This window comes from Propioniciclava sp. MC1595 (genome assembly GCF_017569205.1).
Lineage (GTDB): Bacteria > Actinomycetota > Actinomycetes > Propionibacteriales > Propionibacteriaceae > Propioniciclava.
The window spans coordinates 2,970,562-2,991,500 of the sequence record NZ_CP071870.1 but is presented as its reverse complement, the minus strand read 5'-3'; the positions used below and the strand labels follow the sequence as shown (position 1 = coordinate 2,991,500).

The following is a 20,939-nucleotide window of genomic DNA, read 5'->3' as shown; positions in this document are numbered from 1 at the left end:
CTGGCTCAGTTCACCTGGCTCGTACCCAGGGCGATCGTGCCGCTCCGGCGTGATCCTGACGGGTCGACCCACGTGAGCGTCACCTGCTGCCCGGGCTCGAGTTGTGCCAGCAGTCCCGCGAGGTCGGACTGGCTGACCACGGCCTGGCCGTCCAAGGACGTGATGGTCGACCCGGCCACCAGACCGGCCTCGGCGGCCGGACCGTCCGCCAGCACCGAGTTCACCCACACCCCGGCCGCGGGCGCGACAGTGATGCCGAGGTAGGCCTTGGCGCCGATGCGCGTGGTCCCGGTCTCCGCGCCCGACCGGATCTGGTCGACCACAGCGAGGGCGTCGGAGATGGGGACGGCGTAGCTGACGGTCGTGATGGGCATCGACCGGCCCGCTCCGCGCATCCCGCCCGGGTCACGGGTGACGGTCTGCGACCCGGCGGTCGTCATCCCGGTCACCTCGCCCTCGCTGTCGAACATCGGCCCGCCGGAGTCGCCCGGCACGGCCCCGGCGTTGGTCTCGATGACCCCGGTCAACGTCTCGGTGCCGCCGTTGCCGTCGTCGACCGTGACCTGCTGGTTGAGCGCGGTCACCTCTCCGGACGCCGCGACGAGTTCGCCGCCGCCCGACGCGTTCCCCATGGCGGTCAGCGTGTCGCCGATGGAGACGACGTCCTGGTCAGGGGTGATGGTGGCCAGGCCCGCGGCGTCCTGCAGCTGCAGCAGGGCGACGTCGCGGCTCGCGTCGTGGCCGACGACGGTGGCGGAGTAGGTCTTGCCGGTGGCCGGGATCGTGACCGACACCTCCGAGGAGCCCTCGACCACGTGGTAGTTGGTCAGGACCTCACCGGAGGCCGTGAGCACCATGCCGGTGCCGGCGCCCTCACCACTAGCTGAGCGAACGGTGATCAGCACGACCGATTCGGCGGGGTCGGCCGGCGTGGCGGCGGGCGCAAGCTTCGGGACGCCGAGGGCGAGCACGCAGGCGGCAGTGGTGGTTACCAGGGCGAGGGAGCGCTTGTTCATGCCCTCAGTGGACCGGTGCCGCCTGTGTGTCTCCTGTGGTAGCGCCGTGCGGCGGCGGTGAGTCGCCCCCTTGAGTTTGTCGACCACGTCGAGCGCCTCGCGGGACCGGTCGTACCACCGTCTCGTCCCGTCCCATCAGAGGTCGGGTCGGGGTCGTCGCCCTCGGTGAACTCAGTTGAGCGGGCTCGCCTTCGGCGTGATGGGGGCGGTGCGTTCGCGGCCGGACGCCGTGGTCCAGGTGATCTGCACGGTGGTGCCGGGTTCGATGGTGTCGAGGACGTCGGACAGTTCCGCGCGGGTGCGCACCGCCTGGCCGTCGAGGTTCAGGATGGTGTCGCCGGTGGTCAGGCCGGCCTCGGCTGCCGGGGTGTTGGCCTGGACTTCGGAGACGATCACCGCCGACGAGTCATCGGCCTGGACGATGACGCCCAGATAGGCCTTCGGCCCGATCACGATCGTGCCGGACTCGTCGCCGCGCTTGATCTTGTCGACCACGTCGAGCGCCTCGCGGATCGGCACGGCGTACACCTGCTTGTCCTCGGTCTCACCGTCGCCGGTGCTGCTGCCGGCGGTGGTCATGCCGAGCACCTGCGCCTCGCCGTCGAACATGGGGCCGCCCGAGTCACCGGGCCAGGCCGGGGCGTTGGTCTCGATGAGGCCGCGCAGCCGCTGGGGCGGGTCGTTGACGTTGGCGCCCTTGACGTTGATCTGGCGGTCGAGCTCGAGGATGTTGCCGCGATGGGCCGACACGTAGCCCTGCCCGTTGGCGTTGCCGGCGGCCACGACGATGTCGCCGATCCGCACCGGGTCGGAGTCGATCGTGACGACGTCGAGGTTGCTCGCGCGGTCCAGCTTGAGCAGGGCCACGTCCTTGGTCGCGTCGCGGCCGACGAGCTCGGCGGTGTGCCGGCGCCCGGTCGCCGCGATGGTGACGGTGATCGCCTCGGTCGAGCGCACCACGTGGTAGTTGGTCAGCACGTAGCCGTCGGGGGTGAGCACCATGCCTGTGCCCGCCACGCCCTCGGCGGGCGTGCGGCCCGTGATCAGGACGACGCCGCGCTTGAGGTCGTCGGTGACGTCGACGGGGCCGACCGATTGCTCGGGCAGGGGACGCGCGGAGTCCTGGGGCGTGGTCTGCGGCAGCCCGGGCGTGGGGCCGGGCTCGGACACCGCCGGGCTGGGGGTGACCACCGTCGGGGCGGGCGAGGGCTGCAGCCGCTCGAGCCACGTCGAGGTGGAGGTGGTCAGGGCGATCGCGCTGCCGAACTGGCTGAACATGGCCAGCAGCACCCCCAGCACCACCAGCACCAGCGAGGGTGGGCGTGGCGCCGGGCGCGGGCTCGGGGGAGGCCAGGGCGCGGTCACCCGGTCAGTCTAGGAGGACCGGCAAGGGCAACCGGAGGCGTCCGTCTTGACGCGAGGCGCTATTGTCCGGCCCGTGGGAACAGATACCAAGCGTCGGCTCGTGATCGTGGAGTCGCCCGGCAAGGTGCGCAGCATCGCCCAGTACCTGGGCGAGGGCTACGTCGTCGAGGCGTCGATCGGTCACGTGCGCGACCTGCCCACCGGTGCGGCCGAGGTGCCTGCCAAGTACAAGGGTGAGAAGTGGGCGCGCACCGGCGTCAACGTCGAGAACGACTTCGAGCCGCTCTACGTCGTGCAGGCCGACAAGAAGGCGACGATCCGCAAGCTCAAGGATGCGCTGAAGAACGTCGACGAGCTCTACCTCGCCACCGATGAGGACCGCGAGGGCGAGGCCATCGCGTGGCACCTGCTGCAGGAGCTGAAGCCCAAGGTCCCCGTGAAGCGGATGGTGTTCCACGAGATCACCCCCGACGCGATCCGGGCGGCCGTCGCCGCACCGCGCGAGCTCGACACCGATCTCGTCGACGCGCAGGAGACCCGCCGCATCCTCGACCGCCTCTACGGCTACGAGGTCAGCCCCGTGCTGTGGAAGAAGGTCATGCCGCGCCTGTCGGCCGGCCGCGTGCAGTCCGTCGCGACCCGGCTGGTCGTCGACCGCGAGCGCGAGCGGATGGCGTTCCGCTCCGCGAGCTACGCCGACCTGACCGTGACCCTGGACGCCGCGGGTCACGACCCCGACTCCTTCACCGCGCGGGTCGCCTCCGCGGCCGGCCTGAAGGTGGCCTCGGGCCGCGACTTCGACTCGCTTGGCCGCCTGACCGCGAAGAAGGCCCTGCACCTCGACCTCGAGGGCGCGCAGGCGCTGGCCGCCGCGCTCACCGGGGCGTCCGTGGTCGTGGACGCCGTGGAGGCCAAGCCGTACACGCGGCGTCCGTACCCGCCCTTCCGCACCACCACGCTGCAGCAGGACGCCGGCCGCAAGCTCGGCTTCACCGCCCAGCGCACGATGTCGGTGGCGCAGGCGCTGTACGAGGGCGGTTTCATCACCTACATGCGTACCGACTCCACGACGCTGTCGGGGTCGGCGATCGCGGCCGCCCGCGCGCAGGTCAAGGAGCTCTACGGGGACGCCTACCTGCCCGACAAGCCCCGCACCTACACCTCGAAGGTCAAGAACGCCCAGGAGGCGCACGAGGCCATCCGCCCGGCGGGTGACCACTTCCGGACGCCGCAGGCGACGGGCCTGCGCGGGGACGAGTTCCGGCTCTACGACCTCATCTGGAAGCGCACGGTCGCCTCGCAGATGAAGGACGCCGAGGGCCAGACCGTCACGATCACGATGACCGCCCGGCCGTCCGCGGCCGTCGAGGTGGCCGACGCCACCTCGGGCGAGATGCGACAGGTGGCCGAGGCCGGGCTCACGGCGTCCGGTCGGACGATCACGTTCCCGGGCTTCCTGAAGGCCTACGTCGAGGCGCGTGACGAGGGCGACGCCGACGACGCCACCGCCAACCTCCCCGCGGTGGAGCAGGGCGAGAAGCTCGCCATCGCCGGGGTCGAGGCTGACGACCACGCCACCCGCCCGCCGGCCCGCTACACCGAGCCGTCGCTGGTGGCCAAGCTCGAGGAGCTCGAGATCGGCCGGCCGTCGACCTACGCGTCGATCATCCGCACGATCACGGCGCGTGACTACGTGTTCAAGAAGGGCGCCGCGCTGGTGCCGACGTGGCTCGCGTTCGCCGTGACCCGCCTGCTGGAGGAGCACTTCACCCGGCTGGTCGACTATCAGTTCACCGCCGAGATGGAGGACGTGCTCGACGAGATCGCCGCCGGCTCGGCCGACCGCGTCGCGACGCTCAAGGAGTTCTACTTCGGCCCCGAGGGCGAGGGCGGCTACGAGGGCCTGCAGTCGCTGGTCGAGCACCTGGGCGACATCGACGCGCGGGCGCTGTCGACGTTCCACCCCGTCGGGGGTGAGGAGTCCGGCATCGCGGTCCGCGTGGGTCGCTACGGCACCTACATCGAGGACGCCGACGGCAACCGCGCCAACGTCGACGAGGACCTGCCGCCCGACGAGCTGACCGTCGAGAAGGCCCAGGAGCTGCTGGCCACCCCGGCTGGCATGGAGCGCGAGCTCGGCGCCGACCCGGCCTCCGGCAAAGCGGTCGTGGCGAAGAACGGGCGGTTCGGCCCCTACGTCACCGAGGTGCTGCCCGAGGGGTCGCCCAAGTCGGCCAAGCCGCGCACGGCGTCCCTGTTCAAGGACATGTCGCTGGAGACCGTCACCCTCGACCAGGCGCTGCAGCTCATGTCGCTGCCGCGCGTCGTCGGGGCGATCGACGGCGAGGAGGTCACCGCCCAGAACGGCCGCTACGGCCCGTACCTGAAGAAGGGCACCGACTCCCGCTCGCTGGAGAACGAGGACCAGCTCTTCACCGTGACGCTGGAGGAGGCGACCGCGATCTTCGCCCAGCCGAAGACGCGCGGACGCCGCGCCGCCGTCGCGCCACTGAAAGAGCTCGGGAACGATCCGGTGTCCGGCAAACCGATCGTCGTCAAGGACGGCCGCTTCGGCCCGTACGTCACCGACGGCGAGACCAACGCGACCCTCCGCAAGGCGGACTCGATCGAGGAGATCACCCTCGAGCGGGCCGCCGAGCTGCTCGCCGAGAAGCGCGCCAAGGGCCCCGCCCCCAAGCGCACGACCACCCGTCGCACGACGACCCGCAAGGCGCCGGCGAAGAAGAAGTAGTCAGCCGTCCAGCCGGGCCACCAGTGCCGGCAGGACGTGCTCGACCAGCATCGGTGAGAGCGTGGCGTCGGCCGCATAGTCGGCGTCGCGGTCGACCGGCAGCCAGCGGAGCTCCTCGATCTCTCCGGACGCCGCGGGCTCACCCGGTAGTGGCGCGGCGAACACGTCGGAGCTGATCACGAGCCCCGGCTCGTTGGCCGCCCCGGCTGACCAGGTGCCCAGCAGGGTGATGGTCGCCGGGTCGAGGTCGAGCGAGATCTCTTCCGACACCTCGCGCAGGATCGCGGCGAGGTGCGTCTCGCCCTGCTCGACCTTGCCGCCGGGCAGCATGAACCGGTGGGTGCCACGCTTGCGCACCAGCAGCAGGCGGCCGTGCTCGTCGAGCAGGGTGCAGGAGACCACGAAGAAGTCGAACGCGGGGCCGGGTCGGGTCACGGCGTCCATCCAACCATGTGGCGGTTGGCGAAGACGCCCCTCAAGGTGTCCAGTTGCCCCTAGCACACCAAGGGTAACTGGACACGTTGGAGGGCATCTGCGAGTCCAGAGGCGGGCCTACTCCGGATGACGTCTTCGCTGTCAGGCGATCGCCGGGTCGGCGACCGCAGCCAACGCCGAAGCCAGGCCCGGGCCGGACAGGTGCGCTCCTGCAGCCTCGCGCCCCATGAGCAGGCACTCGATGGCCGCCATCGGGCCCTCGATCAGCGGGCCGTCGCCGCGGTCCCAGTCGGTGTCGGTGGCCCGCCACCGGAACGCGGTCAGGCGCCGGGTGACCGGCAGGGTGAACCCCTTCGGCAGGCTCCACGTGCTGTCGGCGGCCACCGCCGCTGCATCGGGGTCGGCGTCCAGACCGCGCCCGAGGGCCAGCGCGATGTCGTGGTGGTGGACGATCGCGTCGATCAGGTGGTTGATCACGGTGGTGCCGATGACCGTGCGGTGGTGGCCCGGCAGCAGCCGCACCTCACCCAGGAGCTCGTCCACCGAGCGCCGAGCGGCCCAGCGGGTGGCGAGGTCGGAGATCGCCGCGTCCATGGACCCCCGCCCGCGAAGCATCGCCGCGATGGTGCCCGGCAGCGAGGACGCCGACGAGGCCGCCCGCTGCCACGCGAGGTGGCCGACGACGTCCTTCACCGTCCAGTCCGAGCACAGCGAGGGCGCGTCCCAGTCGGCGGGGGAGAGCGACCCCAGCAGGGCGATCGTGCGGCGGCGCTGGTCGTCGACCAGGGCCCAGGTCTCGGCGTCGGTGGTCATGGTCACTCCTTGATCAGCCGCTGCACCAGCGCGGTGAGCGGCGCCTGCGGTGCGAAGGAGCCGGACGGGTTGGCCAGCTCGTGCAGGACGGCGCCGAAGACCCAGTGGGCCAGCGCGGCGGCGTCCACCTCGGGGGTGGGCGAACCGGCGGACGCGACCAGCGCGACCGCCCGGGCCATGACGTCCTGGCCGCCGGCGGTGAGGGCATCCCGGACCGCCGGGGTGGTGGCGGCCTCGACGAGGATCGCGCACCGGGTGAGGGTGACGTCCCGGTCGGTGGTGACCTGCCGGACGGCGAGGTCGGCCAGGGCGGCGGCCAGGGCACGCGGCGAGGCCGGGCCCGCGGCGTCCACGGCCTCGACCCAGGCCGCCCGCTCGCGCTCGACGCAGCGCTCGACCAGACCGACCAGCAGGGCCTCGCGGGTGCGGAAGAGGTTGGACGCCGACCCGGCCGGCAGCCGGGCGGCCGCGTCGACCGCCCGGTGGGTGAGTGCCCGCGCCCCACCCGCGCCGACGACGGAGACGGCGGCGTCGAGGACAGCGGTGCGGCGATCGGTCATGGAGAGAAACTACACCTGTAGTCCGACCCGAACAAGACCCCGGGAACACGACAACGGGGCCGCCCCGAAGGACGGCCCCGTTGTGGATCGGACGGATCAGGCGTCGCGCTCGACACCCATGCCCGGCACGGTCTCCTGCTCGCGGTTGGCCTTGACGGCCTCGTCGACGCGGGTACCGATGGTCTCGTCGACCGACTTCCAGTACCAGATCGCGCGCTCGTAGACCTCCTGGCGGACGATGCCGCCGAGGGCGCCGGTCAGCGTCTCGACGAGGCGGTCACGGGCCGCGTCGTCGAAGACCTCGCGCACCAGCGTGCCGGCCTGGCCGAAGTCGTCGTCCTCGGCATGCAGGGCGTAGGCCTGGCGCACCATCTCGCCGTCGGCCTCCCAGCCCTCGGAGACCTTGCCCTGGAACTCCTGGGCCGACTCACGGCCGAGGGAGTTCGGGGCGTAGACCGGGGCGGTGCCGGAGTGGTGGTACGCCTGGTTGCCGTCGAACATCCACTGGTTGACGGCCTCGAAGCCGCCCTCGACGCCCTGCGGCTGGTTGACCGGGAGCTGGTGGAAGTTCGGGCCGACGCGGTAGCGGTGGGCGTCCGCGTAGGCGAACACGCGACCGATCAGCATCTTGTCGGGGGAGATGCCGACGCCGGGGACCATGTTCGACGGGGCGAACGCGGCCTGCTCGATCTCGGCGAAGAAGTTGTCCGGGTTCTTGTTGAGCTCCAGGACACCGACCTCGTGCAGCGGGTAGTCGGCGTGCGACCAGGTCTTGGTCAGGTCGAACGGGTTGAAGCGGTAGGTCTTGGCCTCCTCGTACGGCATGACCTGGACCGACATCGTCCACTTCGGGAAGTCGCCCTTCTCGATGGACTCCCACAGGTCGCGGCGGTGGAACTCGGCGTCCTCACCCGCGAGCTTGGTGGCCTCCTCGTTGGTGAGGAACTCCATGCCCTGCTGGGTGTGGTAGTGGAACTTCACCCAGAAGCGCTCGCCGGCCTCGTTGACCCACTGGTAGGTGTGCGAGCCGTAGCCGTTCATGTTGCGCCACGTCTTCGGCAGGCCGCGGTCGCCCATGAGGTAGGTGACCTGGTGGGCCGACTCGGGGGACAGGGTCCAGAAGTCCCACTGCATGTCGGTGTCGCGCAGGCCGTTGGAGGCGAGGCGCTTCTGCGAGCGGATGAAGTGCGGGAACTTCATCGGGTCGCGGAGGAAGAAGATCGGGGTGTTGTTGCCGACGATGTCGAGGTTGCCCTCGGTCGTGTAGTAGCGCAGCGAGAAGCCACGGACGTCGCGCCACGTGTCGGGGGAGCCCAGCTCACCGGCGACGGTCGAGAAGCGCAGCAGCGTCTTGGTGGTGGTGCCCGGCTGGAACACGGCCGCCTTCGTCCACTTCGACACGTCCTGGGTGACCGTGAAGGTACCGAACGCGCCGGCGCCCTTCGCGTGCGGGCGACGCTCGACCACGTTCTCGCGGTTGAAGTGCGCCAAGGTCTCGACCAGGTGCACGTCGTGCAGCAGGAGCGGGCCGTTGGAGCCGATGCTGAGGGAATGGGCGTCGCTCTCGACCGGAGCGCCGCCGGAGGTACGGGAGATGGTCATCGATGATTCCTTCCGTGCACGTCAGTGGGCTGTCGTAGACAGGTTCTCACTGCCCAACAGCTTTCGCACACGAATTATTCCCGACCGCGTTACGCCTAGGATGAACGGCGTGCAGGGAGCATTCGTGGTGTTCGAGGGCGGCGACGGCGTCGGCAAGTCGACGCAGGCCGGCCTGCTGGCCGAGTGGCTCTCCGACCAGGGGCGTGAGGTGGTCCGGACCTTCGAGCCCGGCGACGGCCCGGTGAACGCGCAGATCCGCCAGATCCTGCTGTCGCGGGCCACCGAGAACCTCGGCCCGCGCGCCGAGGCGCTGCTCTTCGCCGCAGACAAGGCCCAGCACGTGCACTCCATCGTCCGGCCCGCCCTCGAGCGCGGGGCCGTCGTGGTCTGCGACCGCTACGTCGACTCGACGCTGGCCTACCAGGGGGCCGGCCGCGTCCTCGACGTGGGTGAGGTCGAGCGCATCAACTGGTGGGGCACCGACGACCTGCGCCCCGACCTCACCGTGCTGCTCGACCTGGCCCCCGAGACGGGGCTGGCCGGCATCGAGTCCCACGACCGCATGGAGTCCGCCGGCGCCGAGTTCCACGCCCGCGTCCGCGAGGGCTTCCTCGCGCTCGCCGAGCGCGACCCGGCCCGCTACCTGGTGCTGCCGGCCCGCGACCCGATCACGGCGATCGCCGAGCGCATCCGCGAGCGGGTCGCCGAGCTGCTGTCCGGCACCCACCACCACGAGGTCGGACGCCGCGGGCTCCTGTCCGCGCTCTTCGACCCCGACCGAGGGCCCGAGGACGAAGTGTCGGACCCCGCTGGCAGAGTGACGGAATGAGCGTCTGGGGCGAGCTGGTCGGCCAGGAGCGCGCGGTCGAGGTGCTGCAGCGCGCCGTGGCCGGCGAGCGTCACGCCATGACCCACGCGTGGCTCGTCACCGGCCCCCCAGGGTCGGGGCGTTCGAACGCCGCCAAGGCCTTCGCAGCCGCCCTGCAGTGCGAGCGCGGCGGCTGCGGCGAGTGCACCGCCTGCCGCACCTCCCTGTCGGGCGCGCACCCCGACGTCACGCTCGTGCGCACCGAGCAACTGTCGATCGGCGTCGACGAGGTGCGCGACCTCGTCCGCCGGGCCGCGATGGCCCCGACCCTCGGCCGGGCCCAGGTGCTGGTCGTGGAGGACGCGGACCGCATCACCGAGCGCGGCGGTGACGCGCTGCTCAAGGCGATCGAGGAGCCGGCCCCCCGCACGGTGTGGGTGTTGTGCGCGCCCACGCCCGACGACGTCATCGTCACGATCCGCTCGCGGTGCCGCCGGGTCGAGCTGGCCACGCCGAGCGAGGCGTCGATCGCGCGACTCCTCGAACAGCGCGACGGCGTCCCGCACGAGATGGCCGCGCACGCCGCCCGGGTCGCGCAGGGCCACATCGGGCGAGCGCGAGCGATCGCCCGCAACGAGGACGCGCGGCGCCGCCGCAGCGAGATCCTCCGCATCCCCGCCCAGCTGACCACGCTCGGGGCCTGCCTCCAGGCGGCGTCGAACCTGGTGGCCGCGGCGTCCGAGGAGGCGACGCACGCCACCGCCGACCTCGACGCCCGCGAGCGCACCACCCTCTCCGAGGCGCTGGGCATGACCACCAAGGGCGCCAAGCCGCGCCACGCCCAGGCCGCGCTGCGCGACCTGGAGGAGCAGCAGAAGGCGCGTGCCAAGCGGCTCCAGCGCGACGCGCTGGACCGGGTGCTCACCGAGCTGACCGGCTACTACCGCGATGTGTTCGCGCTGCAGACGAAGGCGACGCAGCGGCTGATCAACGCCGACCTCGCCGTCGACCTCGCCTCGGTCGCCCGGCGCACCCACCCCGAGCAGACGATCGCGAGCCTGGACGCCATCCTCGCGTGCCGGGAGGCCCTCGAGACGAACGTGGCCCCGCAGCTGGCGATGGAGTCGCTGATGATCAGCCTCCACGCGGCGTGAGTGTCGCTCACGGGTAACCGACCGCGGCTTTGCGACGATGGGCGTGGACGTACGCCCCGAGCAAAGGACTTCCCCATGGCCGACAACTTGACCGACACCCAGGCGGATTGGGACGTCGAGGCTGCGCCGGCCCGCACGTCCGAGGTCGACGCAGAGCGCGAGCGCCTCGTCGCCGAGCGCGCCGCGCGCCGCGAGGCTCGCCTGGCCGCGCTGGCCCCCGCGCCCGAGCCGGAGCCCCAGCCCGTCGCGACCGCCGCCGGCCCCCAGTACGCGGGTGCCCCGGCCGTCGCCGCCGGCACCGGTGCCACCGCGGTGTCCGACCTGCCGGTGCGCGCCGAGACGGTCACCGTCACCCACCGCAACACCGACAAGTTCGCCGGTTCGCTGGGCCTGTTCCTCCTGCGCCTGGTCACCGCCGCCATCGTCGGCAGCCACGGCCTGTACCACCTGCTCAACCTGCCGGCCACGACCGAGCTGATCAGCAGCACCGTCCTGCCGGCGCCCGGCATCCTCGCCGTCGTCCTCGGCGCGGCCGAGGTCGCCATCGCCATCGGGCTGGTCTTCGGCCTGCTCACCCGCGTCGCCGGGCTCGGCCTGGTCCTCGTCGCCGGCGGCGCGCTCGCCTTCGTGCTGTGGGGCAACTGGACGCCGTTCGAGGCCGGCAAGCCCGGTTTCGTGGGCGCCCTCGAACTGCTGCTGGTCGCCGTCGGCGTGCTGTTCATGTTGGTCGGTGGCGGCGGCTGGTCGGTCGACCACGGCTTCCGCGCACGCCGCGCCGAGGCCAAGGCCGCCTGAGCCACGCCCGGTTTCACGCTGCGGGGCAAGCGTTGCTAGAGTGTGGCCCCGGCCCGTAGGGGCCGCGCCACCTTAGCTCAGTTGGTAGAGCGACGCACTCGTAATGCGTAGGTCAGCAGTTCGAATCTGCTAGGTGGCTCTCTTCATGCCCGCAGGGAGGTTCGATGGCCACGCCCGACTTCATCCTGCACCTGCGCCGCCACGTCGGCACCACCCCGCTCTGGCTGTCGGGATCGACCGCCGGCATCCACCGCACCCGCCCCGACGGCACCGTCGAGTGGCTGCTCGTGCGCCGCGCCGACACGGGCGGCTGGTCGGTCGTCACCGGCATCGTCGACCCGGGTGAGCACCCGCACGAGGCGGCGGCGCGCGAGGCGCTGGAGGAGGCGGGCGTCGTGGTCGAGGTCGAGCGCCTCGTCTGGCAGGACGTCACCGACATGCGCACCTACGACAACGGTGACCAGACGCAGTACATCAACCACACCTTCCGCTGCCGATGGGTCTCGGGCGAGCCGCACCCGGCCGACGGGGAGAACACCGAGGCGGCCTTCTTCCCCGCCGACGCGCTGCCCGAGCTGGACGACGACCACGCCCGGGCCATGGGCGTCCTCATCGCGGACGCCCCGGAGTGCGGCCTCGGCCCGCTGCCGCCGGCCTAGGGGTCAGCCGCGCAGCCGGTACCCGCGGAACAGCACGGCGTGCGCGGTGCCGAGCGCGCGACCCTGGCCCTGCAGCATCTCGGGGATGAACTCGACCGGCTTCGGGTGTTCGGGCAGGTCCGCGAGGTAGGCCCGGTGGGCACCCAGGGACGCCACGGCGGCGGCCACGTCGGCCTCCGCCAGCCCGACGCCGTGCGTGGGGCGGTCGGAGCCGTGGACCAGCAGCCAGGTGGGCCCCCACTTCGGCAGCCCCTCGTCGGTGGCCAGCTCGGGGAACACCCACGTGTTGTCGGCGTCGCGGCAGGCGTCCAGCGTGGCGAGCCCCGCGGCGCGGTGGTCGGCCTGGTTGAGGCCCCAGGGTGCCTCGACCTCCCAGCTGCCGGTGACGACCACGTCGGGCCGGAACTGCCGGATCACCCGGGCGATGTCGCGGCGCAGCCCGAGCGTGGGTTCCAGCATCCCGTCGGGGTGGTCGAGGATGGTCAGCTTGTCGACGCCGACCGCGGCGCAGGCGTCCTTCTGCTCGAGGGCGCGCAGCGGCCCGACGACCTCGGGCGGTGACTGCATGCCGGCCTCGCCGGACGTGAGCAGCAGGTAGGCGACCTCGACGCCGCGGCTGGTCCAGTGGTGGACGGCCGCCGAGGCGCCGTACTCCATGTCGTCGGGGTGCGCGACCACGCAGAGGACGCGGGTGAAGTCGTCGGGCAGGTGTTCGATCGCGGGCGCTGTCATGCGCGCAGCCTAGGTGGCCCTGACCCCGCTGCGGGAGAGGGCGGACCTCAGCCCCGAGGCGTCCACCCAGCGACCGAAGACGGGACCGCCCCCCTCGAGCTGGCGAGAGGCCGCGAAGGGGAGTTCGACGGGGTCGAAGCCGAGGTCGTCGAGCAGGGCGGCGACGGCCGCGCGCGCCTCGACGTCGTCGGACGCCGCGGCCACGGCCCGGCGCTCGGCGTGGCCGGCGGGGCGGGCGTCGGTCTCCATGTCGTGGTAGCCGAGGTGGTTCAGGGACTTCACCAGGCGCATCGCCGGGTTGAGGGACTGGACCCAGTGGCTGCTGGAGGGGGCGTCCTCGACCTCGTCGTGGCTGCCGTCGACCGGGTACCAGTGGTTCATCGCGTCGATGACGACCTTGCCGGACAGGGCGGGCAGGTCGACGGTGGTGGCCTTCGAGATCGGGACGGCGAGCACGACGATGTCGGCGCCGGCGACGACTTCCGCCTCGGGCACCAGGCGGGCGCCGGGCAGCATGGTCTCGACGATGAGGGACTGCATCGGGCGGGTCGGGCTCGCGGAGATGAGCACGTCCCAGCCGGACGCCAGCGCGAGGCGCCCGAGCGTCGTGCCGACCTTGCCGGCGCCGATGATCCCGAGTCGCTTGTCCACGTGGGCCCCAACGCCTCCACCCGTCGGGGCATTCCCGGCCGCGGGCAACCGGCTACCGTGGAGGTGACCCCGAACGTCAAGGAGCCTCCATGCGTCGGTTCACCCGACTCACCCTCGCACTGTTCCTCACGCTCGCCTTCGTGCTCGGTGTGGCGCCACGCGCCCAGGCCGACGACGACACCCCCCGCGAGTGGCGGATCACCCGCTACGACGCCCGCGTCGACGTCGCGGCCGACGGCCTGAGCACCGTCCGGATCGAGTTCGACTTCCACTTCGGCCGCAGCGCCGGGCACGGCCCGTTCGTCACGCTGCCGACCCAGCAGCGCGTCGAGGGCAACCCCGACCAGTGGCGGATGGTCGACATCACGCTCGGCGAGGTGACCAGCCCCAGCGGCGCGCCCGCCGAGACGTACGTGACCACCGAGGAGGGCAACCAGGTGATCCGCATCGGCCGCGAGGGTACGCGCGTCGACGGCACCCAGACCTACGTCATCAACTACACCGCGCGCGGCCTGCTGGCGCCGCGGCACGCGACCAGCGGCCTGGACGAGTTCAACTGGAACGTCATCGGCACCGGTTGGCAGGTGCCCATCGACGACGTCACCACGACCGTCACCGGCCCGGTCGGGATCACGCGCGTGGCGTGCTTCGAGGGGCGGCGCTTCGACCAGCCCTGTGAGGCGACCTCGGACGCCTCGACGGCCAGCTTCCACGCCTCCGGCCTCGAGCCGGGCCAGGGCGTCCAGGTCGTGGCCGGCTTCCCGGCGGGCACGTTCGTCGGCGCCGAGCCGCGGATCACCAAGCGCTACCACGTCGGCAACGTCCTGCCCGTGACCCCGCTGTCGGTCGGCCTGACCGCGGCCATGACGGTCCTGGGCATCGGCGCGGTCCTGCTCAAGGCGCGGCGCTGGTCGCGCGACGAGGTGTACCTCGGCCTGACCCCGGGCGTCCGGCCGGCGCCGGGCGAGCAGGCCCGCGTGGGCCTGTCCGCCAAGCAGGCCCCCGTGGCCGTGCAGTTCACCCCGCCGCAGGGCGCCCGCGTGGGCGAGGTCGGCGTCCTGCTCGACACCCGGGCCGACAACGTCGACGTGACCGCGACCATCCTCGACCTGGCGGCCCGCGGGCACTACCAGATCGTCGAGGAGGGCAAGCACTGGCGGTTCGTGAAGCGGCAGAGCGCCGACGAGCTGACCCGCGCCGAGAAGCACATCGTCGACACCCTGTTCAAGCGGGGGAGCTCGGTCACCACGAAGGACCTGCGCGACAAGCGCTACCACAAGCTCCTGCCCGGGGCGCGCGAGAAGCTGAGCGACCGCGTGGTCAAGGACCTGCACTGGTTCAAGGGCAGCCCCCAGGCGGCGCAGGGCCTCGCGCTGGCCGGGGCGATCCTGCTCGTGCTGTCGGGCATCGCCGTCGGTGCCGTGCTCGGCTTCGCGTTCGGCCTCGGCCTCGTCGGCCTGGCCCCCGTCATCGCCGGCCTCGTGCTCGCCCCGCTGGCGTTCAAGGCCGGACGCCGCACCGCCGAGGGTTCGGCCGTGCTGGCCCAGTCGAAGGGCTTCGAGCTCTACCTGCGCACCGCCGAGGCCGACCAGATCAAGTTCGAGGAGGGCGTCGACGTGTTCTCCCGCTACCTGCCGTGGGCGACGATCTTCGGGGTGGCCGACCGCTGGGCGAAGATCTTCGAGCAGCTCGCCGCCGAGGGTCGCTACACGCCGCACGACGACTGGTACGTGGGGCACAGCCTCTACCAAGGGGCCTACTTCTCCTCGGCGATGAACGACCTCTCCCACACCCTGAGCGAGTCGATGCAGCAGGCCGTCTCGGCCCAGACCGCGGCGACGGCCGGGTCCTCCGGCGGGTCCGGCTTCTCCGGCGGCGGCGGCTTCGGTGGCGGTGGCGGCGGGGGCTGGTGAACCCGTGACGGCGTCCGAGATGCTCTTCACCACCCGCGACCTGCTGGTCGGGGTGGCCACGGCGTCCCTGCAGATCGAGGGCGGGGACCGCAACAACAGCTGGTACGACTGGGCGCAGATCCCCGGGACGATCGCCGACGGCTCGACCCCGCTGCGGGCCACCGACCATTGGAACCGGTGGCGCGAGGACACCGACCTGATGGCGTCGCTCGGCCTGCAGACCTACCGCATGTCGGTGGAGTGGTCGCGCATCGAGCCGCGCCCCGGCGAGGTGGATCGCGGGGTCCTCGACCGGTACCGCGAGGAGGTCGCGGCCGTCCGCGCCGCCGGGATCGTGCCGCTCGTCACGCTGCACCACTTCAGCCACCCGTCCTGGTTCGCCGGGCTGGGCGGCTGGACGGCCCCGCACGCGGTCGACCGGTTCCTGCACCTCGTCGACGTCGTCGTGGACGCCCTTGGCGGCCTCGTCACCGACTGGGTCACGATCAACGAGCCCAACGTGTACGCGGTGCAGGCCCACCTGTTCGGGGAGGGGCCGCCCGCCACCCGCGACTGGGGTGCCGTGCGTTCGACCCTGCGGAACATGGCGATCGCGCACTGCCGCGCCTACCACCGCATCCACGAGATGCAGCCCGAGGCGAAGGTCGGCTTCGCGCACCACGCGCGGGTGTTCGCGCCGCTGAACCCGCGCAACCCGTTCCACCGCGGGGTGGCCGCGCTCGACCGCGCCCTGTTCCAGGACCTCCTCGCCGATGCGCTGCTCGGCGGCCGGTTCACCCGCCTGCTCGGGCGCCAGCCCGCCGACGTCACGCCCGGGCGGCACTACGACTACCTCGGCATCAACTACTACGCGCGCAGCGCGGTGAAGGGGCTGGCCGACGGCACGTTCCCCGGCGCGCCGGTCAACGACCTGGGCTGGGAGGTGCACCCGCAGGGGCTGGTCGAGGTGGCCCGCGAGCTGCACGCCCGCTACCCGGCCCCCATCTGGGTCACCGAGAACGGCACCGCGGACGCCGCCGACGCGTTCCGCAGCCGGTACGTGTTCGAGCACCTGCAGGCCATGGCGGCCAGCGACCTGCCGTTCGAGCGCTACTACCACTGGTGCTTCGTCGACAACTGGGAGTGGCGCGAGGGCGAGGGCCCGCGCTTCGGCATCGTCGCGCTCGACTACGAGACCCAGCAGCGCACGGTGCGCGACTCGGGCCGGTTCCTGGCCGCGGTGATCCGTGACGGCGGCGTGACGCGGACGACGTACGAGGAGTTCGTCGCCGGGCAGTCCTACCCCAGCGGCCCGCGGTAGCCGCGCAGCGAGATCGCCCGGCGCATGCCGAGCGACTCGTAGAGCGCGATGGCGGGGGCCCGGTCGTCCTCGACCGTGAGGTGCACCTTGCCGGGGGCGCCGGACGCCGCCAGCAGTCGGGCGAGCTCGCCCAGCAGGCCGCGGGCCAGGCCCAGGCCGCGGTGGCCGGCGTCCACGGCCATGAAGTCGATGTAGGCGTGCCCGTCGTCCTGCAGTTGGCCGGAGGCGTAGCCGACCACGGCGCCGCCCCGCTCGACCACCAGCGTCGTGTGGCGGGTGAGCAGCTGGGCGGTCGTGGCGTAGGTGTTGGGGAACTCCGAGCCGTGCAGCGCCCCCAGTGCGGGCAGGTCGGCCTCGGTCGCGAGCCGGACGCCGTCGACCGACGGCCAGTGCGTGATCGCATCGGCCGACACCTCGTAGGCGTGGTTCACCTTGGACGCGCGCCAGCCCAGGTGCGCGCCGAGGTCGGACATGCCCGTGTTCGCGACGTCGCCGCTGAACTCGTACTCGCCGATGCCCTTCGGGCACTGGGTGGCCACCGCGCGCAGCAGCGCCTCGCCGACCTCGACGAAGGGGCCCTCGGCCACCCACGGGCCGTGGACCCAGGCGCGGCCCACCTCGGTGTCCCACTCGGCGAGGGCGGCGGCGGTGAGCTTGCCGTCCTGGTCGCGCATCACGCGCGCGGTCTCGAGCCAGGGCTGGTCGAGGCCCTCCAGCTCGGCCTCCACGCCGGCGGCCTCGTCGCCGAGGTAGGCCGTCGCCGAGGCGGGGGAGGCCTGCTGGGCGACGATGAAGGTCAGGAGTTCGGCGCGATCGGTGGTGGCGATGGGTTCAGTCACAAGGCCCATCGTGGCAGGGTGGGCCCCATGTGCCGCAACATTCGTCCGCTGTTCAACTTCGAACCACCCGCCTACCCCGACGAGGTGCACGAGGCGGCGCTGCAGTACGTCCGCAAGATCAGCGGCATGAACAAGCCCTCGATCGCCAACACCGCCGCCTTCGACGCCGCGGTCGCCGAGATCGAGGCGGCGACCCAGAAGCTGATCGCGTCGCTGTCCACGACCGCCGCACCCAAGGACCGCGAGGTCGAGCGCGAGAAGGCCCGCGCCCGCAACGCGGCACGCTTCGGTGCTGCCTGACCTGACCCGCCGCGCCCTGGAAGTCGCTCCCGGGCTGGTGGGGTGCGTCCTGACGGTGCGCGGCGTGGCGGTGCGGATCGTCGAGGTCGAGGCCTACGAGGGCGCCGACGACCCCGCCTCGCACGCGTGGCGCGGACCGACCGCGCGCAACGCCGTCATGTTCGGACCGGCCGGGCACGTGTACGTGTACACGATGCACGGGCACGCCTGCATGAACCTGGTCTGCGGGCCTGCTGGCGTCGCGTCCGCCGTGCTGCTGCGGGCCGGTGAGGTGGTGGCGGGGCTCGAGGAGGCGAGGTCACGGCGTCCGGGCGTGCGGGACGCCTGGCTCGCCCGCGGCCCCGGCAACCTGTGCCGCGCCCTCGGCGTGACCCGGGCGGACGACGGGGCCGAGTTGGGCGCGTTCGGGGTGGGGGCGGCCAACTGGTCGCTGGGCCCCGGTACGCCCCCGGACGCCGTGGCGTCCGGGGTGCGCGTCAACGTGTCCCGGGCGTTCGACCGGCCGTGGCGGTTCTGGGACCCGGCCTCGGCCGCCGTGTCGGCGGCCAAGCTGCACCCGGCCGCACGACTCGTCGACCCGGGTCAGGCCAGCGGGTAGCCGGCGACCGGGCCCTCGGTGTTGGGCTTCCAGCCCAGCGCGGGGGCAACGTGCTCGGCGAAGTTGGCCAGGATGCGCAGGTTCGCCTCGGGCCCGAGCTGGCTGGGGATCGTCAGCATCAGGGTGTCGGCGGCCATGACGGCGGCGTCCTCCCTGAGCTGCTCGACCAGCCGGTCGGGGGTGTCGATGTAGGAGCGGCCGAACGTCGAGCGGAAGCCGTCGATGACGCCGATCTGGTCCGAGCCCTCCGCGCGGCGCAGCTGCAGCCACATCTGGTCGGCTTCGTCGACGATCGGGAAGATGCTGCGGCTGACCGAGACGCGGGGCGTCCAGTCGTGGCCGGCCTCGGCGAACGCCTCGCGGTAGCGGTCGATCTGCTCGGCCTGCAGGTCGCCCAAGGTCTGGCCGGTCGCCTCGGTGACGAGCGTGGAACTCATCAGGTTCACGCCCTGCTGGGCGGCCCACACCGCGGTGTCGCGGGTGCCGGCACCCCACCAGATGCGCTGGCGCAGCCCGGGAGCGTGGGGCTCGATGCGGAGCTTCTGGCCCGGACCGAACTGGCGCGGGTCCGCATCGGCGAGGCGCTCGCCGTCGATCGCGCGCAGGAACAGGTCGAACTTGTCGCGGGCGATGTCCGCGCCACGGGGATCGGTCGAGCCGGTGTAGCCGAACGCCTCCCAGCCGCGCAGGGCCGGCTCTGGGGAGCCGCGGCTGATGCCGATCGCGACGCGCTGGTCGGAGAGCAGGTCGAGGCCGCCCAGTTCCTCGGCGAGGTGCAGCGGGTTCTCGTAGCGCATGTCGATGACGCCGGTGCCCACCTCGATGCGCTTCGTGCTGCCGGCGATGGCGGCGAGCAGCGGCACCGGTGCGGCGGCCTGGCGGGCGAAGTGGTGCACCCGGAAGTAGGCGCCGTTGACGCCGAGCTCGTCCGCGCCGCGGGCGATCTCCAGGGCGTCCTTGAGCATGCTCTTCGCATCAGGACCCTGCCGCGGGTCGCTGGCGTAGTGGCCGAAACTGAGGAATCCGAAAGCCTTCACGCTCGGTGAACCCCCACCCCGGCGGCCGTATTCCTCCGTGCATGCCGGTTGCCCGGCCGGGGTGGTTCCGGTCGGGTTCGGCGGGTGATTGGTCGGGTGGGTGTTGGACGCCGCGGGCCGCGGTGGGTGGCGACCTGGGTCAGGCGACGTAGGGCAGGGGTGTCTGTCGTTCGCCCGGGTCGGGTGGGATCGGGGCCGTGCCTGCTCGGCCGGGTGGCCCGAGGTCGTCGGGTGGCTGGTGGTCGGGTGGTTCTTGGTGCCACCACCGGTGTTGGGGTGGTTCGGGTTTGCCGATGCGGATGGTGCCGGTGGTGGTGACGGCGTACTGGTAGCCCAGGGGTGAGCGCCATAGGAACAGGCCGGGGGTGGGTTGTTCGAGGTGCCAGCCGCCGTGGGTCTTGAGCCGGTGGGTGAAGCTCGACAGGGGACCGAGGTTGCCCAGGTGGGTCTGCCCGGTGAGGCCTGCTTGGTAGGGGATGGTGTGGTCGGCCTGGCAGGAGCCGGCCTGTCGGGTGCCGTAGGGGAACACGTCGACGGGGTTGCGCTCGCCCAGCACCCTGCGCATGGCGTCGGGCACCACATACCCGTCGAACGTCGGCACGGTGGTGTCGATCACGATCGGCCGGACCTGGATCTTGCAGCCGGTGAGGATCGCGTCGAGTTGGGACAGCAGCACGTGCCCCCACCCGGCGATGTCCGCGGTGCCGCTGCCCGGGTCGGCGAGGTCAGCGCTGTCGATCCGCACGACGATCTCCGCCTTCTTTGCCACGCCACCGGTGGGGAGGGTGTCCTGCCCGAGCACGCTGCGTGCCATGAGCCCGAGGGCGCTGGCGCGCCGGTGGTCGATGGTCTCGCCATCCAGATTCTCGGCGAGGTGGTTGAGGGCGTCGTCGAGGGCGAGTCCGTCGGCGGCGTCCACCTGGCCCCACAGGCCGACGTGGCCGTCCGTGACCGGGCCGAGGTCGACCCGTCGGCGTCCGGCAGCCGCTGCGGCGTTGGCGGCGGCCTGGGTGGGGTCGGCCTTGACCAGCCAGCGTTCGAGCTGGCCCTTCACCCGTGCCCAGGGTTGGAGGGCCAGGGCGTGGGCGCACATGCGGTCGAACCGACTGCAGGCGTCGGCGTCGAGCTTCGCGGCTGCGGCGGCGTCGGCGACCAGGAAGGCCTCGTGGGCGCGGATGTCGCCGGTGACCACGAGCGTCCAGAGGGTGGGGTGGCGGTGGCGCAGGTTGAGGACCCGGTGGATGCGGAGCACGGTGGCGCCGATGCCGGCGCCGAGCAGGCCGGCGATCTCGCCGATGACGAACTCCCCGATGTGTGGGGTGCCGTCGGCACCGCCGGGCACCCAGCGTTCGCACCCGTCGACCAGCACGGACTCGTCCACCTCGTGCAGGTCACACAACGCGGCGATGGCCAGGCACTGCGTGACCTCGGCGGCGCGGATCGTGTCGGTGGCGTGGTCGAGCGCTGCTGCTGCCACCGCCACCGAATCCAGGACCAGTTCCGCCATGAACCAACCCTCCCAGCCCCCACTGACAATTTCCGAACGAGGGGCCGAATCCGCCGGCGTCCGGGCATCACGATCAAGTCACGGTCACAGGAGGCGGCGAGAC

Annotated in this window: 20 protein-coding genes and 1 tRNA gene; 10 read left to right on the top strand and 11 right to left on the bottom strand. The window is 72.2% G+C overall.

The window, feature by feature from the left end:
* Window positions 1–5: 5 nt before the first annotated feature.
* Together J4N02_RS14475 and J4N02_RS14470 are read right to left on the bottom strand one after the other, a co-directional pair.
* The gene (locus J4N02_RS14475; RefSeq protein WP_188334089.1) at window positions 6–1,016 is read right to left on the bottom strand and encodes a S1C family serine protease; all 1,011 of its coding nucleotides are present in this window, start codon (window positions 1,014–1,016) and stop codon (window positions 6–8) included.
* Window positions 1,017–1,187: 171 nt separating this feature from the next.
* Window positions 1,188–2,381 (bottom strand): S1C family serine protease, encoded by a 1,194-nt coding sequence (locus J4N02_RS14470; RefSeq protein ID WP_188334090.1) that lies wholly within the window; start codon window positions 2,379–2,381, stop codon window positions 1,188–1,190.
* 73 nt (window positions 2,382–2,454) lie between these two features.
* Between J4N02_RS14470 and topA the strand changes: the two genes are divergently transcribed.
* The gene (gene topA, locus J4N02_RS14465; protein ID WP_188334091.1) at window positions 2,455–5,133 is read left to right on the top strand and encodes a type I DNA topoisomerase; all 2,679 of its coding nucleotides are present in this window, start codon (window positions 2,455–2,457) and stop codon (window positions 5,131–5,133) included.
* On the opposite strand, the gene J4N02_RS14460 is transcribed toward topA, so the two are convergent.
* The 4 genes from J4N02_RS14460 to J4N02_RS14445 form a co-directional block, all read right to left on the bottom strand.
* The gene (locus J4N02_RS14460) at window positions 5,134–5,568 is read right to left on the bottom strand and encodes an NUDIX domain-containing protein (RefSeq protein WP_208090994.1); all 435 of its coding nucleotides are present in this window, start codon (window positions 5,566–5,568) and stop codon (window positions 5,134–5,136) included.
* Between the two features lie 141 nt (window positions 5,569–5,709).
* A complete protein-coding gene (locus tag J4N02_RS14455) occupies window positions 5,710–6,381 on the bottom strand; it encodes a maleylpyruvate isomerase family mycothiol-dependent enzyme (RefSeq protein WP_188334093.1) in 672 nt (223 codons plus the stop codon).
* Between the two features lie 2 nt (window positions 6,382–6,383).
* Entirely contained in the window at window positions 6,384–6,941 is a 558-nt protein-coding gene (locus tag J4N02_RS14450; protein WP_188334094.1) for a TetR/AcrR family transcriptional regulator, read from the bottom strand.
* Between the two features lie 96 nt (window positions 6,942–7,037).
* Complete coding sequence (locus J4N02_RS14445; RefSeq protein WP_188334095.1) at window positions 7,038–8,543, bottom strand: catalase; 1,506 nt, start codon at window positions 8,541–8,543, stop codon at window positions 7,038–7,040.
* Between the two features lie 100 nt (window positions 8,544–8,643).
* Between J4N02_RS14445 and tmk the strand changes: the two genes are divergently transcribed.
* The 5 genes from tmk (at window position 8,644) to J4N02_RS14420 (ending at window position 11,959) form a co-directional block, all read left to right on the top strand.
* Window positions 8,644–9,372, top strand: coding sequence for a dTMP kinase (gene tmk / locus J4N02_RS14440; RefSeq protein ID WP_188334096.1), 729 nt, complete (start codon window positions 8,644–8,646; stop codon window positions 9,370–9,372).
* Window positions 9,369–10,505, top strand: a complete 1,137-nt coding sequence (locus J4N02_RS14435; protein ID WP_188334097.1) for a DNA polymerase III subunit delta' — start codon at window positions 9,369–9,371, stop codon at window positions 10,503–10,505. The genes tmk and J4N02_RS14435 overlap by 4 nt, the downstream gene beginning before the upstream one ends.
* Window positions 10,506–10,580: 75 nt before the next feature.
* Window positions 10,581–11,300, top strand: a complete 720-nt coding sequence (locus J4N02_RS14430) for a DoxX family protein (protein ID WP_188334098.1) — start codon at window positions 10,581–10,583, stop codon at window positions 11,298–11,300.
* Window positions 11,301–11,366: 66 nt separating this feature from the next.
* Window positions 11,367–11,439 (top strand) — tRNA-Thr (locus tag J4N02_RS14425).
* A 25-nt stretch (window positions 11,440–11,464) separates the two neighbouring features.
* The gene (locus J4N02_RS14420; RefSeq protein ID WP_188334099.1) at window positions 11,465–11,959 is read left to right on the top strand and encodes an NUDIX domain-containing protein; all 495 of its coding nucleotides are present in this window, start codon (window positions 11,465–11,467) and stop codon (window positions 11,957–11,959) included.
* A 3-nt stretch (window positions 11,960–11,962) separates the two neighbouring features.
* Here J4N02_RS14420 and J4N02_RS14415 read toward each other — a convergent pair whose 3' ends face one another.
* Together J4N02_RS14415 and J4N02_RS14410 are read right to left on the bottom strand one after the other, a co-directional pair.
* On the bottom strand, window positions 11,963–12,691 hold the full coding sequence (locus J4N02_RS14415; protein WP_188334100.1) for a PIG-L deacetylase family protein: 729 nt from the start codon (window positions 12,689–12,691) through the stop codon (window positions 11,963–11,965).
* 9 nt (window positions 12,692–12,700) lie between these two features.
* Window positions 12,701–13,342 (bottom strand): NADPH-dependent F420 reductase, encoded by a 642-nt coding sequence (locus J4N02_RS14410; protein WP_188334101.1) that lies wholly within the window; start codon window positions 13,340–13,342, stop codon window positions 12,701–12,703.
* A gap of 89 nt (window positions 13,343–13,431) precedes the next feature.
* On the opposite strand from J4N02_RS14410, the gene J4N02_RS14405 reads away from it, so the two are divergent.
* On the top strand, window positions 13,432–15,255 hold the full coding sequence (locus tag J4N02_RS14405) for a DUF2207 domain-containing protein (RefSeq protein WP_188334102.1): 1,824 nt from the start codon (window positions 13,432–13,434) through the stop codon (window positions 15,253–15,255).
* Between the two features lie 4 nt (window positions 15,256–15,259).
* The gene (locus J4N02_RS14400; RefSeq protein ID WP_208090993.1) at window positions 15,260–16,555 is read left to right on the top strand and encodes a glycoside hydrolase family 1 protein; all 1,296 of its coding nucleotides are present in this window, start codon (window positions 15,260–15,262) and stop codon (window positions 16,553–16,555) included.
* On the opposite strand, the gene J4N02_RS14395 is transcribed toward J4N02_RS14400, so the two are convergent.
* The gene (locus J4N02_RS14395) at window positions 16,534–17,394 is read right to left on the bottom strand and encodes a GNAT family N-acetyltransferase (protein WP_188334103.1); all 861 of its coding nucleotides are present in this window, start codon (window positions 17,392–17,394) and stop codon (window positions 16,534–16,536) included. The genes J4N02_RS14400 and J4N02_RS14395 overlap by 22 nt on opposite strands.
* A 27-nt stretch (window positions 17,395–17,421) precedes the next feature.
* Between J4N02_RS14395 and J4N02_RS14390 the strand changes: the two genes are divergently transcribed.
* Together J4N02_RS14390 and J4N02_RS14385 are read left to right on the top strand one after the other, a co-directional pair.
* On the top strand, window positions 17,422–17,694 hold the full coding sequence (locus tag J4N02_RS14390) for a DUF2277 domain-containing protein (protein WP_188334104.1): 273 nt from the start codon (window positions 17,422–17,424) through the stop codon (window positions 17,692–17,694).
* Window positions 17,684–18,292 (top strand): DNA-3-methyladenine glycosylase, encoded by a 609-nt coding sequence (locus tag J4N02_RS14385; protein WP_375539359.1) that lies wholly within the window; start codon window positions 17,684–17,686, stop codon window positions 18,290–18,292. The genes J4N02_RS14390 and J4N02_RS14385 overlap by 11 nt, the downstream gene beginning before the upstream one ends.
* Here J4N02_RS14385 and J4N02_RS14380 read toward each other — a convergent pair.
* Entirely contained in the window at window positions 18,277–19,329 is a 1,053-nt protein-coding gene (locus J4N02_RS14380; protein WP_188334105.1) for an LLM class flavin-dependent oxidoreductase, read from the bottom strand. The genes J4N02_RS14385 and J4N02_RS14380 overlap by 16 nt on opposite strands.
* A gap of 139 nt (window positions 19,330–19,468) precedes the next feature.
* Complete coding sequence (locus J4N02_RS14375; RefSeq protein ID WP_188334106.1) at window positions 19,469–20,836, bottom strand: DUF222 domain-containing protein; 1,368 nt, start codon at window positions 20,834–20,836, stop codon at window positions 19,469–19,471.
* Window positions 20,837–20,939: the final 103 nt, after the last annotated feature.

Coding starts and splice junctions, on each gene's coding strand:
- J4N02_RS14475 (WP_188334089.1), bottom strand. CDS start 1,016: ATGAACAAGCGCTCCCTCGCCCTGGTAACCACCACTGCCGCCTGCGTG.
- J4N02_RS14455 (WP_188334093.1), bottom strand. CDS start 6,381: ATGACCACCGACGCCGAGACCTGGGCCCTGGTCGACGACCAGCGCCGC.
- J4N02_RS14450 (WP_188334094.1), bottom strand. CDS start 6,941: ATGACCGATCGCCGCACCGCTGTCCTCGACGCCGCCGTCTCCGTCGTC.
- J4N02_RS14445 (WP_188334095.1), bottom strand. CDS start 8,543: ATGACCATCTCCCGTACCTCCGGCGGCGCTCCGGTCGAGAGCGACGCC.
- tmk (WP_188334096.1), top strand. CDS start 8,644: ATGAACGGCGTGCAGGGAGCATTCGTGGTGTTCGAGGGCGGCGACGGC.
- J4N02_RS14435 (WP_188334097.1), top strand. CDS start 9,369: ATGAGCGTCTGGGGCGAGCTGGTCGGCCAGGAGCGCGCGGTCGAGGTG.
- J4N02_RS14430 (WP_188334098.1), top strand. CDS start 10,581: ATGGCCGACAACTTGACCGACACCCAGGCGGATTGGGACGTCGAGGCT.
- J4N02_RS14420 (WP_188334099.1), top strand. CDS start 11,465: ATGGCCACGCCCGACTTCATCCTGCACCTGCGCCGCCACGTCGGCACC.
- J4N02_RS14415 (WP_188334100.1), bottom strand. CDS start 12,691: ATGACAGCGCCCGCGATCGAACACCTGCCCGACGACTTCACCCGCGTC.
- J4N02_RS14405 (WP_188334102.1), top strand. CDS start 13,432: ATGCGTCGGTTCACCCGACTCACCCTCGCACTGTTCCTCACGCTCGCC.
- J4N02_RS14390 (WP_188334104.1), top strand. CDS start 17,422: ATGTGCCGCAACATTCGTCCGCTGTTCAACTTCGAACCACCCGCCTAC.
- J4N02_RS14375 (WP_188334106.1), bottom strand. CDS start 20,836: ATGGCGGAACTGGTCCTGGATTCGGTGGCGGTGGCAGCAGCAGCGCTC.